Below are 13,973 nucleotides of genomic sequence, written 5' to 3' on the forward strand. Positions count from 1 at the left end.
TCGTTCCCGCCTTTCGGCTCGCCCGTCTTCTGCTTGCCCTTGGGAGAGTCGGAATTGCCCGCAAGCAGGAACCCGCCGTCCACGGTCAGCCTGATGGCCTGCAGGAAGTCGGTGCCCGGCCCGCCGAAGCTGCGCTGCCACTCGGGATCGCCCTTCTCGTCCATCTTCCACACCCAATAGTCGAGGTCGCCCTCGTTCAGGCTCGTCTTGTTGCCCGTCTTGGCCGAAAGCGAGCTTCCCGCCAAAATGAAACCATAGTCCGCCGTCGGCACGGCATCCATGAGATACTCGGCATGCCTGCCGCCATACGATTTTTCCCAGAGCACGTCCTGGGAATACCCGAAAGCCGAAATAATACAGAGGGTGCCCACGGCAAATACACGCCGCGGCAAGGAAATAGGGGTCGCCATAAAGAGTAATTTAATGTTTGTTTGTTTTGCTGTGGGGCAGCGAAAGGAAATAAATTACATGGCGTGTAAAATCGTAATATGCTGATAAGCAGTTCGAAAATAATGTACCCTCTACCTCGACAAAGTAACTGGGTAAAAAAAGTCCAAAAATGGTAATTGGCCGAAAATCTAAAAATTTCTATAAAAATAAGAATTAAATAGTTCTATACAAATACTTTAAAATATATTTTTGGGAGTAAAAAAGCAGATTGTTATTTAAAAATTATTTGTATCCTTGTACCTGCATAGGATACGGCCCCATATCTTTTCAAACCAAATCTTATTTCCATTTTATACGTTATGAAAAGCAAATTCATTCTGTTTTTTTATTTCACCATACTTCCGCTTTTTTCGCAAACGGGCCATCTTTCCATTGGTTTTATGGAAAACAAAGGGCAGGTAGTCGATCAAAATGGAAAGCCAAACAATAATGTTAAGTACCTGCTCAATACAAACGGCTTAAATGTCCAACTAAGGAAAAGCGGGTTCTCCTATGACATTTATGAAGCCAAGATTACCAAAGGGGCATCACATCAAAAGTTTAATCTACAACAACCAATTGAGGATTTGGATGGGGCGGAAATATTGTATCACAGGATTGATGTCGAATTCGAGAATGCCAATCCGGTGGTGCAATTAATTCCGGAAGGGAAATCAAAAGATTATGACAATTTCTACAATGTGGCACACGCGCCGCAAGGAATTTTAAACGTTCACAATTTTAAAAAAGTTACCTATAAAAACCTCTACGACAACATCGATGTGCAGTTTTTCATTCCCGAAGATCCTGCAAAGCCTGTCGAATATAATTTCATTGTAAAGCCCGGCGGCGATATCAATAACATCAGTTTGCGTTTTAAAGGAGGCGAAACCACATTAATCGACAATAAAATCAGGATCAACGTACGATTTGGCCAAATGGATGAAACGTTGCCGCTAAGTTGGGTTGAAACGGGCACCGACATGAAGGAAGTTTCTGTACGGTATAAAAAAATAAAAAACAATGTGTACGGATTCCAAAGTGCAGAAGACTTAAGGAATAAAACGATCATCATCGATCCCACACCCATAAAATTATGGGGGACCTATTTTCACGTTAATAGCAATGGTATTAATGGACTTACGGGGCACGCTTATCACATTTGTACAGACATGTCCAACAATGTGTATCTTGGAGGAGACACGGCAAAGCCGAGCAACATTGCAACGGCTGGTGCCGTTCAAGCAACAGTGGCAGGCATTTACGATGGTTTTGTTACAAAGTTTGACGCCAATGGAGCGCGGCAATGGGGTACTTATTACGGTGGCAATGATTATGATGTGGTGAGCAGTGTCTATGCTAAAGATAGTGACTTGGTTGTGTTGGGTTGGACGCAAAGCGCAAGCAACATTGCCACACCGGGAGCCCACGACACCAGCTACAATTCGGGAACTGGTCCCGCGATATCGCGAAGGGATTGTTTTATCGTTAAATTTAATTTGGACGGAGTAAGGATGTGGGGTACTTATTTCGGCGGTGACGCATCAGAGCAGCCAAGTTCCGTCACGATTGATGTAAACGACAACATACTCATTTGTGGCACAACCTACAGCACAAATGAAATCGCCACTCCCGGAGCCTATAAGGAAATGCGCATAACACCCGTGGCTTACAATATTTGGGGTGAAGGGTTTGTAGCCAAATTTACACCTGCTGGAAATCGCATATGGGGTACCTACTATGGGTTGGGTTATTTTACCGATATTGACACCGACAGTAATGCCAATGTTTTTATTTGCGGCTCAAGCAAGGACAATCCTTTTGTTGCCACCGCAGGGACACATCAGCTCAATGTAAATGATGCACCGGGTCCAGGAATTGAAAGCGATTCTTTTCTTGCAAAGTTTGATACGAACGGCCAACGTATATGGGGGACTTATTATGGGGGATATTCAGATGAATTTAACTACAGTGTAAGGGTAGACTTGGAAGACAATATCTATATATCCGGTGAAACGACAAGCACAGCATTTATAGCCACTACAGGTGCACATCAAACAACATACGAAGGCTCAACAGATGCCTACCTCGCCAAATTCAATCAAAACGGTATTCTCTTATGGGGTACTTATTATGGAGGTACAAGCTTTGAATCATATGGGACGGGCTACAAGATCGATATCAACAGCAATAACGACATTTTTTTGCTTGGAACAACGTCAAGCAATGACCATATTGCAACGCCCGGAAGTTACGCAGAGAATAAGAATGGACCTGGAACAGATTGCTTCATTGCAAAAATCGATAAAAACGGGCAAAGGGTGTGGGGGACCTATTTTGGTGGAAACAATGTAGACTCCGGCACTGACATAGCACTCGACCATGTTGGCGGAATTTACGTCAATGGCCTCGCCGAAGGGACTAACGGCCACGGCACCCTCGGTGCATTTCAACAATTTCCAATAGCCCAACCCGATCCATTCTTGGACAAATTTTTCGACTGCCAATCATCGGTATCCTTGACGGCAAATACGCCAACATGCGTCGGAAGTACAATCCAGCTTTCTGCCACAGGAGGAACTGGCTACGCCTGGACAGGGCCGAATGGATTCACTTCCAGTCTCCAAAACCCAACGATTCCCAATGCCGCTGCCGTAAACTCGGGACAATACTCTTGTGTAGTCACCGGCACCGGTTCCTGCGATGGTGTTAATTTGTTAAACGTTGTGGTGGGCGACAACATAAAGCCTGTACCCGACGTTTCACCATTGCCCATCATAACAGGCGATTGCAACACAGTCATTTCGGCACCCACGGCGACTGACAATTGCATGGGTGTCATCACAGCCACAACATCTGATGCACTGACTGGTTTTCTGCCGGGAAACCACACCATTCACTGGAGTTATAATGATGGCAACGGAAATATAGAGACGCAAAACCAAACCGTCGTAATCAATGCAGTAGCCTTGCCTGTGGCAGCCTCACCGCAAAATTTCTGCATCCAGCAAAATGCAACCCTTGCATCTTTGGTCATCAATGGACAAAACATCAGATGGTATGATGCTTTAACTGGTGGAAACTTATTGGCTGCCAATACCGTCCTGATCAACGGGACGGCTTATTATGCTTCCCAAACCATCAGCGGCTGCGAAAGTCTTAGGATTCCCATTGCAATCAATGTTTACAGTACTGCTACGCCAACAACGGTCAATGCTTTGCAGGTATTTTGCTCAACAGAAGGAGCAACATTGGGTAGCCTAGCAATCACAGGAAGTAACCTGCTTTGGTATGCGACTGCAACTGGCACAACGGTTTTGCCCAATAGTACTTTATTGACAGGTGGCACTACTTATTATGCGACCCAAACGTTGAATGGTTGCGAAAGTGTCAATCGCCTTGCCATAACTGTACAATTAATCAATACCCTCAACGCCAACGATTTTTCGGAAAACATTTGCGACAACCTGAACGACGGAGTAGAAATGATCGATTTGAACGGCTATAATGCAAACCTTATTACAAATACCACCGGTTGCACATTTGCTTACTATACCTCATTGTCTGGCGCCCATAACCAAAATGTTGCCGAATGGATTGCAAATCCTGTGAATTATCCATTGAGTATCGGGATAAACACCATCTACGTCAGGATTACTTCATCGAACAGCTGTCATCAAGTTGTAAAATTGGATTTAACCTTGGTAAGAAATCCTGATTTATCCATTCCAGGTTTAGTGCCCATCTGTCAAGGCAACACGATCGCAATCGATGCAGGTGCAGGATTTGACAGCTACAGTTGGTCAACGACCGAGACTTCACAGGCCATTACCATTTCGCAAGCAGGAAATTATTCGGTTACTGTAACGCAAAATCACGGGACTGTTGTTTGTTCAACTACCAAGAATTTTACGGTCGTATTGTCGAATGTAGCCACAATTACCAATGTTGAAACTCATGATTGGTCCGATTCAGATAATACCATAACCGTATTAACCACTGGTTATGGGCAATATGAATTCACCATAGACGGAATTCACTATCAGGAAAGCAATGTTTTTACAAATCTACCCGCTGGTGCTTACACCATTTCAGTTAGGGACAAAAATGGCTGTGGTATTGTGAACGAAGACGTATTCCTCCTGATGTATCCTAAATTTTTCACACCTAATGGAGACGGCCACAATGATGGCTGGGCAATCAAGTTTTCTGCCAACGAACCGGAATTGAAGGTAAAGCTTTTTGACCGGTACGGTAAGTTGCTCCAAACCATGAATTATCTAGATGTTTGGGACGGTTCCTATAACGGACAGCAGCTTCCGTCGAACGACTATTGGTTTGTGGTCACAAGGGCGGACGGTACGGAATACCGCGGGCATTTTGCACTGAAAAGATAATTAACAAATTTCGAGGATAACTTTCCCGTTTCCGGTAACAACCTAAACCCAAAATTCAAACATTTGCCTTTGCGTAAAAAAAAGATAAGGTTTACGCACCAAAGAAATATAAATTAGGCTACATTAATTAACTTCTCAATACGCCATTCCATAAGGATATATGAACGATAAATTAGAAATTACTCATCCCGAAAAATCATATTTTGACAGAATCAAATTCTATCTGACGATATATTTCGTCGTTGTTGCAATCACATCTATTTTCACCTTTTTTAGATCAAGCCATCATAAAATCTTTATTGTTACAATCACTTCGATAATAAGCGCAATTGGAGTGTTAATTAAGATATTAGAAACCAAGTATTATCTCAAGGATTTTTATTTCAACTCAGATAAAGTTATTATCAATTATTACAATCGCTCTAAAATAGAAACGCTTGAATCAGCACTGGAGAATATTGAAATTAAATTAAAATATACACCGGGAAGATTAAATAAATTTAATTGCGAATTGAACCTGAAAATTAATAATCTTAGTATCATTGTCAACGAAGATTTAGATTGGAGTTTTAAGGAAATGAAACTCTTATTTGAATTTATTCAGGGTCAGAAAAATATTAAAATTACCGAACACGAACGCTCTATTTTAGAACACATGAAATAATCCACATGTAGCACCACTTAACGCAATATAAAATAAAAGCTACCTCAAAAATTGTTCAAACCCCGTTCAAAACTTTCCCGTTTCCGGTAACAACCCAAACCCAAAATTCATACATTTGTAAAGCACCAAGGCGCAAAACGTTACACGCCACACAAATTCAATAACCACCAAAAAAGAAAATCAAATGAACACAACCGCAAAACCCCGCCACATCGGCCGCAACATCTCCCGCCTGCGCGAACTGCGCGGCATGAAACAGGAAGCCCTTGCCTTAGCTATCGGCGTGAGCCAGCAAACCGTTTCGACTATTGAAAACAGTGAGAATGTAGATGAAGAGAAATTGATTGAAATCGCGAAGGCTTTGGAAGTGAGTGTGGAGGCGATTAGGAATTTTAGTGAAGAAAATATATTTAATTATTTTTCTACCTATAACGACAATAGTTCAGGCCCGATAACAAACAATCAATGCACGTTTAATCCATTAGATAAATTGATGGAAATGGTAGAGGAGAATAGAAAACTTTATGAACGTCTTATAGAAGAACTTAAAAGAAAATAAAAAAGCCTCATAAGAGGCTTTTTTTATACAGGTTCAAGTGCACATCTAATTTAAATGAGATAGATGACTTAAACGATTAATTTCTTATTTTAAAATTTATTGATTTTTTTTTACTTTAATTTGCATCAAATTTAAAATCATGAAAGACTCTGCGATCAGATCGGCTTTTCATAAAAGTGTTTTAAAATATGCACATGAAGATAAAAATACTATTGTAGTAGATGAGTTAGGAATAAAAAATGGTGAGATTCGTGCAGATATAGCAGTGTTAAATGGAAAGCTAATAGGATATGAAATTAAAAGTGAAAAAGATACCTTAACACGTCTTACTCCCCAAGTTATAGCCTATAGTGAAGTTTTTGAAAAGTCATATTTAATTGCTGCGGACAAACATATTGTGAAAGCATCACAGATTGTTCCTGATTCATGGGGAATTTATACAATCAGGAAATCCGAAAATTTTAATCTAGAATTTTGTTGTGAAAGAGAAGCTACACAAAGTGAAACGAGAAATAGTTTTTCAATCGCACAGCTTCTTTGGAAATCAGAAGCGTCAAATATATTAATCGAATTATTTGACTACAAAATTAAAAGTAATCATACGAGGCAGCATTTGTACAATGTCTTAGCCGAAACTTGCACTATCCATGAATTGTCCGAAATAGTCCTAAAGTATCTTAAGCTACGAGAGGGGTGGAGAACAAATCATAAACAACTTTTGTAAAATGATGACAATTTCCAGCCCAATTCCAAACGGTAGGGCTTCCTGCGGTATCATATCCTTCACAACAGTCTTTTAATCGTTTGTCACCCAGTGAAAAACCTTCTCCCAAAAAAAACGCTTGTGAAGTAATTTTTTCTGCTTGTGTTACATACTGCTCATAATCCGAAGAATTTTTTAGTGCCGATCCTTTTATGACGAACCAACTTTCGTTTAGTGTATAACGAATGTTAGCGCTACGCGACATTTTCACTGGATCATATTGAAAATAACCAGGTGAAACTACTCCATAGTCTCCAAAGTTAATTGGTCTATTGTAAGGTTCGGGCGAGAGCTTAGCGATAATATGTTTGTAAAGCTTCCAATCGTTTCGGATAATATAATTCTCGCCTTTTTCGACTTGTCCTGTCGGAGGGAATGCTCCTCCACATATGGAGAATGATTTCCATTTTTGCAGATGTGGAAAATTTGCAAGTATTGAGACTATGGCATCAGCAAAGTCTTCTACGTATGTAAAATCGGAATCACATAAATCAAAAATTAAATGAACATTTGAGACATCGAATGATAACTGTTTCATTATTAAATCTATTTTGTCTTGCATATTTGAAGAAATATCCTCAAGGTTTATTCGAAGACCTAATTCCTCAATATTATATTGTGAAATAATACTGATTAAAGATTGTAATTGTAATTGTGAAGGCTTTAGCCTAACAACAGGTATTGGAACTATTGGAATTAAAGTCCCTTGCCCCAATTGCCCATAAACATACTCCAAACAACTAACTCCATTTACTTCTGAATTGTTTAATAAATGCGTGTCAATAAAACAATTTGTGCTCCCCCATCTTTTTGAGAATTTCCTGTGGCAAAAATTAAATAAGTGATCTTCTAAAGTTTTTGGTTTTTTGCCTGATTGATTATCAAACTCTATTGGCGTTAAATCAAAAAGAGGGCAAATATTGTTTCTTGTAAAAAAATCTAACTTAGAAAGAGCTAAAAACTCTCCTTCCTTTGATTTTAATATTGGTAAATAGAATGAGCTTTTCATGTTAACTACTTTATGCTTGATTTTCGAAATATTTTCGTACTTCTCCTTGTCCAATTAAATCATTAAATAAGAAATACTTACCAGTTTCTTTCCTCACACGTCCAGCTAGTAATGCAGGGTGAATACTTAATATTTCCGCTTGATTAATAATTGTTTCTTTTGAGTGATTAAATCTGACTAAAGATTTACGCCAAATGTCGTCAGGAATTAATGCATTCAGGGCAAATAGGTCGGCCTCTTTTTCTATGCCTTCTAGTTTAACATCTAAATCATCAAAAATTACATTCAAGTTTTCATTTAGATGAAGTAAAATATGCCCAATTTCATGAAACAACACAAACCAAAAGTTGTCTAATCTATCATATCGTAATGTCATTGCAACAACAGGAACATAATCATTATCTAATAAAGCAGCACCATCAAGCAATGTACCATCAATAACCGGTTCAACTATAAATTTAATACCGCTTTTTCTTAGAAACTCTGAGGCTTTATATGGGCCGTCATTTTGAAGACTTAATTCGGCAAGTGATTTTAACCAAAATTCATCTATTGTGTTTTTATTAAAAATACCCTCAACTTTTTGACTCCTTGCTCGTTGTAGAACCCTTGCGTACCAAGCATTAAGTGCGAATTGATTAAAATTTCCTCGAACAGTTTTTTTATTTAACGAATATTTAAATTCATCAAGTCCAGCAGTTGAAAACAAACTTGCCAATAGTTGTGGGGCTTGCTTTGCCGCCTCATTGTATGAACCCAAAAAAGTACCAAACCAGTTCCTTTGAAACATTTGTTTAAAAGGATAATTTTTAATGTCTAAACTCTCGGGTGCATCTATAGTTTTTAATTGAATATCTGCATTAACAACAATATTAAGTTGATTCGCAATCTTGATAAGTGTTTTTAAACTTGCAGTCTCATATTTTTCTGCCTCATACCTCTGTATTTGTTGCATTTTCATGTCGAGTTTGTCCGCTAACTCTGATTGTGTAAGGTTGTTGGCAATTCTTGATCTTATAAGTGCTAGAGGCAATTCTTCTAAACTATTAATTTCTGAGATTACAGTTTTGCCATCTTTAAGATCCTCATATTCTTTGAGGCTTAATAACAAATCTTGTAGCTTGGATTCAATCGCGTTTCGATGTGCATCTATTAATTGAGGATGAACATTTTCAGGAAGCTTAAAGGATAAACTCTCCAGCGCATTTTGAAAATCCTCTGCTTGAGATTTTACTATTTTATACTGTCTGTCGTTAGTTATCATTTTTCTTCTTTTTATAGTAAATAGTTTTCAATTCTTATAATCCCTTTTTTCTCACCACTTTCTTTATCTTGTTGGAAGAAGTCTAAAAAGGGCTTTCCACTTCCAGCTTCTGTCCAAAATGCTGGAAAATACTCTCCTTTGTATTTTAATTTTTGAGCTTCTCGTTCATTGTCAAAATTCATAAAAACCGGGTCCAAAATACGGGGGTCTACAAAGGCAGCATCCCAGCAAATTTCATAGTCATTTGGAAGTAACTTACCGGTCACATAGCTGCCGTCGAGAAATACTTGAGGACTTCCTGCTTTGAATATATTATCTATCCCGAGTTTCATACCCTCAAATAATTCTAAGCGTTTAGGATTGTTCACGAAACGATGTTGGACTTCCTGTAATGTGGCATCCCATATTCCAGGGGGCAACAAAGGCCAAAGAGCGTTTTTAACATTAATAAAGTCAGGAATCATAAACACAATTATTTTGTTGTGTTGGTAAAATTACAATAAATAATTTATATAAATACCTCATAACTAAAATTTTAACATGCAATAATTTCTAAAACATTATGGGTGCTCCTGTTCCAAAGTTCTTCACCACGACGAAACCCCAAAAACAAAATCCCCACCAAAACACCATCACCTTTAGGAATGGCACCTGTCAAATCCCCTGAAAATATATCTCCCTTCTCCAAAACTACCATTTCACTCGTCGTCATGACACATTCTGCATTCTCAAAATCAACCCGCATTAAAATCAATTGCATCCCTAAAGAATTCGCTCCTGCCGGAAATGTCAACCGCGAAGTATCAAATGAAGCGAAGGTTAGCGTCCCGTTTGCAAGGCCAACACCATAACCCGTAGTCCCACCAAAGCCAAACCGCCGCACACGGTTAAAAGAAAATTGCGTGAACAACGCTTTGCCTTCCTCCGTCAGCAAACCTTTGCCAACTGTCTTTTCACCCTTGGGCGAGGCAACGTCGCATTCCTTAACCGCCGTCAGCCACTTCTGTATATGGTTATACACATAAGGATCAGGCAGTAGTCTCAAATAAAAGTCAAGGTTTCTCTTAAAAAGCGAAGATAGGGTAGCACACCGCCCAAATTCGGTATACAGTTGCCGTGTCTTTTCATAACGCGCCTCTGTCTTGATACGGTCGCCCTTAAAGCCACCCGGCGTCTGTATTATATTCCCAAATGGAGTGTCTCTTCCGGAAAGCCCGCCCAGCTTTCCCGTAAACTTGATAAGTCCGGTATTTTTGGCCATGATTCTAAATTTAAGTGCATATAATATTTATCTGTAACGGAAATCCTTATCTTTACTTGGCAGCAACCCCGCGCTGCTTTACAAGCCCAATTTACGAAAAAATCCATTCAAAAAACACCATCCTGCCAAACCGTATCGGTACCACACCCATACCGTATCCATACCGTGTTTCCTCATGATCATCTTCCAGTCTCATTCCCAAATTCTTTGGGCAGGTTCCGACAAAAATTAATCCGGATAGAAATCTTGACATTCCGCTCTTAGGTGTAAAAGCTTTGTTGGGTTGCGCGAAAATACCCCAACGAAAACGTTTGCACAACTGCACATTACTACAACATTGCCCAAAAAAAGCAGGGATGAAGAGGGCAGGGACAAGTGAAACAATAATGCAATTGTTGCGCGCTCTGTATTGGAAATCAGCTTGTATGGTTTTTATATCAATAATTTTAAAATATGTAAGAAAACAAATACTATTTTTATAGACTCCATATTTTATAGTTTATGAAAATAGCATTACAATACTTTTTTAGGAAATCCCCATTTCTGTTCTTTTTGTTGATGATCGCAAGCACGCAAGTGAATGCCCAAATTCTCACCAACGGTGATTTTGAAAGCGGCGGAAGCGGCAACGGCTTCATGGTGCACGATTACACGTTGATCAACCCGCTTACCGGAACCAGTACGCCCGGTTCTTATGCCCGTACGACCAATCCGGCCTTGATGAATTCGACCTACATCGCGGGCGGTGACCATACCACGGGAACAGGGAACATGCTCGTTTTTGACGGGGCGACGCTGGCCAACCGTTTCTTCTGGACCACGGGAAATACCGGTGGCGCCATCGGCGGATTCACGGCTGGCACGACCTATACGTTTGGTTTTTGGATCAAATCGGTTTCGAATCAGGTAGTCGATGACGCGACGCGGGCCAACATCGGGATTTTCTTTGTCAATGCCAATAATATCAATCCGGCCAATCAGAACTTTTTGGCGCCGCTGCCATCGGAAGGCTGGGTGTATGTGGCCTATTCGTTCGTGGCCACAGCCAACAACGCGATGGTGCGTCTGAAAACCAACAATGGCGAGGCCATCGGGCATGACTTTGCAATCGATGATGTTTCAATCACCGAAGGTGGGCTCGAATTCGAAGGCTCCTATACTTTTGTCAACCCGACTTGCCCGAGCGGAAACGACGGCTCGATTACGGTCAACCTTACCGGCGGGACTTTGCCTTACACGGCTTACAGCTTGACCGGTAGCGCCACCCAGACCAACAACAATGGCATTTTTACCGGTCTGGGCGAAGGAACCTACAACGTCACGGTTTCCGATTCTGGCGGACATACCTACACCCAAACCGGTATCGTACTCGAAGCAGCCAATGATTTGCAATTGAGTCCGCCCGTGAGCATCTGTGCCGGGGATTCGACAGTATTGAATGCAACCGGTGGCACGGGTTCTTACACTTGGACGGCCAGTCCGCCCGATCCCTCGATTGTCAATCCGAACAATGCCTCGCAAACCGTCAGTCCTTCGGTTACGACGACTTATACTGTGAATTCGGGGACGGTTTCTGATCCGACCAACCTGATCCAGAACGGCGATTTTGAACAAGGCGATACTTTATTCACTACCGAATATACCTTTGTGGCCGACCCGAATCCGTTTGGGGTCCAGGCGGCTTATGCGATTGTGACCAACCCGAACGGATGGTTTAACGCTTTTTCCTCTTGCGGGGACAATACTTCGGGTGCCGGGAACCTGATGGTTTTTGACGGTTCGACCGACCCGACGGGCAACATCATCACCTGGAGCCAAAACGCGGTGCCGGTGGCCCCGAATACCGACTATACGTTTTCGTATTATGTCGCTTCGGTGTCTCCTGAAAACCCGGCTCGTTTGGAAGTGACCATCAATGGCGTTTCACTGGGTGCTCCTGTAACGGCCCCGGGCGCAACCTGTTTGTGGACACAGGTTTCCCACAGTTGGAATTCTGGGGCAAACACCACGGCCAATATCGCCATCTACGACCGGAATTTTTCAAGCGGCGGAAACGATTTTGCCCTGGACGACATCGCGCTCAAGGAAACGGTGACTTGTCTGTACCAAAAAACGGTGACGGTAACGGTCACGCCTCCGGGAACCATACCAACCTTCAACGCCGTCAATCCGATTTGTTCGGGCGGAACCTTGAATCCATTGCCGACGACATCCAATAACGGCATTTCGGGAAGCTGGGCGCCGGCTTTGAACAATACCGCCACGACCACCTATACGTTTACACCTACGGCGGGGCAATGCGCTTCGACGGCTACCTTGACCATCACCGTCAATTCTTCAACCGTACCTACGTTTGCAGCCGTGGCACCGATTTGTTCGGGTGGAACCCTGAATCCGCTGCCGACCACATCGATCAACGGCATTACCGGATCTTGGGCGCCCGCGTTAAGCAATACCGCGACAACGACGTATATCTTTACACCAACGACCGGACAATGCGCCTCTACGGCTAACCTGACCATTACGGTTAATTCAAACAACACGATACCAACTTTTAATGCGGTGGCGCCGATCTGTGCCGGAGCAACCTTGAGCCCACTGCCGACCACATCTAACAACGGCATCACCGGAACTTGGGCACCTGCGCTCAACAATACCGCGACGACCACCTATACGTTTACACCGGCCACGGGACAATGCGCGACTACGGCTACCTTGATAATCACAGTAAATCCCGCGACGACTGTACCGACTTTCACTGCTGTTGCTGCGATTTGTGCCGGAGGAACGTTGAGCCCATTGCCGACGACCTCCAACAATGCCATTACGGGAACCTGGTCACCGGCGCTGAACAACACCGCTACGACCACTTATACTTTTACACCGGCCATAGGCCAATGCGCCACAACAACAACCTTGACCATCACTGTCAATCCAGCGACTGTACCAACGTTTGCGGCCGTAGCGCCGATTTGTGCAGGCGGTACATTGGATCCATTGCCAACCACTTCCAATGAAAGCATCACCGGAACTTGGGCGCCTGCACTCAACAATACGGCAACGACGACCTATACATTCACCCCGACTGCCGGACAGTGCGCTTCAGCAGCGACGTTAACGATTGTGGTCAATGCAGCGCCAGATTTCACCATTTCTGAAGGTTGCAACGGATTCAATTATACCTTGAATGCGGTTCAGGCCAATGCATCGACTGCGTCGTACGCTTGGTTCAATCAAGCGGGAACACCAATTGGGAACGCTTCTTCTGTAGTGGTGACCAGCCCGGGAATTTACGAATTGGTCATTACGCAAGGCGGATGCAGCGCGAGTGAAACCATCAATGTGCTCTCGACCACCTGTGGCGGCATGATCCAAAAGGGAATTTCGCCAAGCAATGACGGATTGAACGATTATTTCGATCTCGAAGCATTCAATGTGACGCAGTTGAAAATCTTCAACCGATACGGCACCAATGTCTATTCCAAGGCCAATTACCAAAAAGAATGGTACGGCCAAAGCGACAACGGCGATGAGTTGCCCGACGGCACTTATTACTATTCGATCGACTTCGCCGATTTGCAGACCAAGACCGGCTGGATCTACATCAACAGGGCGCAATAATCCCGT

9 protein-coding genes and 1 pseudogene are annotated in these 13,973 nt (G+C 42.4%); 5 read left to right on the forward strand and 5 right to left on the reverse strand.

Annotation, left to right across the window (positions count from 1 at the left end; genetic code table 11):
• Positions 1–410, reverse strand: a pseudogene (locus QM717_RS03550) (hypothetical protein); the annotation flags it as partial.
• A gap of 339 nt (positions 411–749) precedes the next feature.
• Here QM717_RS03550 and QM717_RS03555 point away from each other — a divergent pair.
• From QM717_RS03555 to QM717_RS03570, 4 genes are all read left to right on the forward strand, one after another.
• On the forward strand, positions 750–4,826 hold the full coding sequence (locus QM717_RS03555) for a T9SS type B sorting domain-containing protein (protein ID WP_415034924.1): 4,077 nt from the start codon (positions 750–752) through the stop codon (positions 4,824–4,826).
• A 160-nt stretch (positions 4,827–4,986) separates the two neighbouring features.
• On the forward strand, positions 4,987–5,490 hold the full coding sequence (locus tag QM717_RS03560) for a hypothetical protein (protein ID WP_415034926.1): 504 nt from the start codon (positions 4,987–4,989) through the stop codon (positions 5,488–5,490).
• A 184-nt stretch (positions 5,491–5,674) separates the two neighbouring features.
• Positions 5,675–6,049, forward strand: coding sequence for a helix-turn-helix domain-containing protein (locus tag QM717_RS03565; RefSeq protein WP_415034928.1), 375 nt, complete (start codon positions 5,675–5,677; stop codon positions 6,047–6,049).
• A 139-nt stretch (positions 6,050–6,188) separates the two neighbouring features.
• Positions 6,189–6,773, forward strand: coding sequence for a sce7726 family protein (locus QM717_RS03570; RefSeq protein WP_415034930.1), 585 nt, complete (start codon positions 6,189–6,191; stop codon positions 6,771–6,773).
• On the opposite strand, the gene QM717_RS03575 is transcribed toward QM717_RS03570, so the two are convergent.
• The 4 genes from QM717_RS03575 to QM717_RS03590 all read right to left on the reverse strand — a co-directional run bounded on the left by QM717_RS03575 (position 6,727) and on the right by QM717_RS03590 (position 10,346).
• Complete coding sequence (locus tag QM717_RS03575) at positions 6,727–7,821, reverse strand: beta family protein (protein WP_415034932.1); 1,095 nt, start codon at positions 7,819–7,821, stop codon at positions 6,727–6,729. The genes QM717_RS03570 and QM717_RS03575 overlap by 47 nt on opposite strands.
• 10 nt (positions 7,822–7,831) lie before the next feature.
• Positions 7,832–9,085 carry a helix-turn-helix domain-containing protein gene (locus QM717_RS03580; RefSeq protein ID WP_415034934.1) on the reverse strand — a complete coding sequence of 418 codons (1,254 nt, stop codon included), beginning with the start codon at positions 9,083–9,085 and terminating at the stop codon, positions 7,832–7,834.
• Between the two features lie 11 nt (positions 9,086–9,096).
• Positions 9,097–9,549 carry a DUF6932 family protein gene (locus tag QM717_RS03585; RefSeq protein ID WP_415034936.1) on the reverse strand — a complete coding sequence of 151 codons (453 nt, stop codon included), beginning with the start codon at positions 9,547–9,549 and terminating at the stop codon, positions 9,097–9,099.
• Between the two features lie 71 nt (positions 9,550–9,620).
• Positions 9,621–10,346, reverse strand: a complete 726-nt coding sequence (locus QM717_RS03590) for a hypothetical protein (protein ID WP_415034938.1) — start codon at positions 10,344–10,346, stop codon at positions 9,621–9,623.
• Between the two features lie 501 nt (positions 10,347–10,847).
• On the opposite strand from QM717_RS03590, the gene QM717_RS03595 reads away from it, so the two are divergent.
• Positions 10,848–13,967 (forward strand): gliding motility-associated C-terminal domain-containing protein, encoded by a 3,120-nt coding sequence (locus QM717_RS03595; RefSeq protein ID WP_415034940.1) that lies wholly within the window; start codon positions 10,848–10,850, stop codon positions 13,965–13,967.
• Positions 13,968–13,973: the final 6 nt, after the last annotated feature.

Source organism: Flavobacterium sp. (assembly GCF_047602195.1).
Taxonomy (GTDB): Bacteria; Bacteroidota; Bacteroidia; order Flavobacteriales; family Flavobacteriaceae; genus Flavobacterium.

Bases quoted from the DNA above. Each gene is read 5' to 3' on its own strand.
- QM717_RS03575 (WP_415034932.1), bottom strand. From the start codon at position 7,821: ATGAAAAGCTCATTCTATTTACCAATATTAAAATCAAAGGAAGGAGAG.
- QM717_RS03595 (WP_415034940.1), top strand. From the start codon at position 10,848: ATGAAAATAGCATTACAATACTTTTTTAGGAAATCCCCATTTCTGTTC.
- QM717_RS03580 (WP_415034934.1), bottom strand. From the start codon at position 9,085: ATGATAACTAACGACAGACAGTATAAAATAGTAAAATCTCAAGCAGAG.
- QM717_RS03585 (WP_415034936.1), bottom strand. From the start codon at position 9,549: ATGATTCCTGACTTTATTAATGTTAAAAACGCTCTTTGGCCTTTGTTG.
- QM717_RS03560 (WP_415034926.1), top strand. From the start codon at position 4,987: ATGAACGATAAATTAGAAATTACTCATCCCGAAAAATCATATTTTGAC.
- QM717_RS03555 (WP_415034924.1), top strand. From the start codon at position 750: ATGAAAAGCAAATTCATTCTGTTTTTTTATTTCACCATACTTCCGCTT.
- QM717_RS03590 (WP_415034938.1), bottom strand. From the start codon at position 10,346: ATGGCCAAAAATACCGGACTTATCAAGTTTACGGGAAAGCTGGGCGGG.
- QM717_RS03565 (WP_415034928.1), top strand. From the start codon at position 5,675: ATGAACACAACCGCAAAACCCCGCCACATCGGCCGCAACATCTCCCGC.
- QM717_RS03570 (WP_415034930.1), top strand. From the start codon at position 6,189: ATGAAAGACTCTGCGATCAGATCGGCTTTTCATAAAAGTGTTTTAAAA.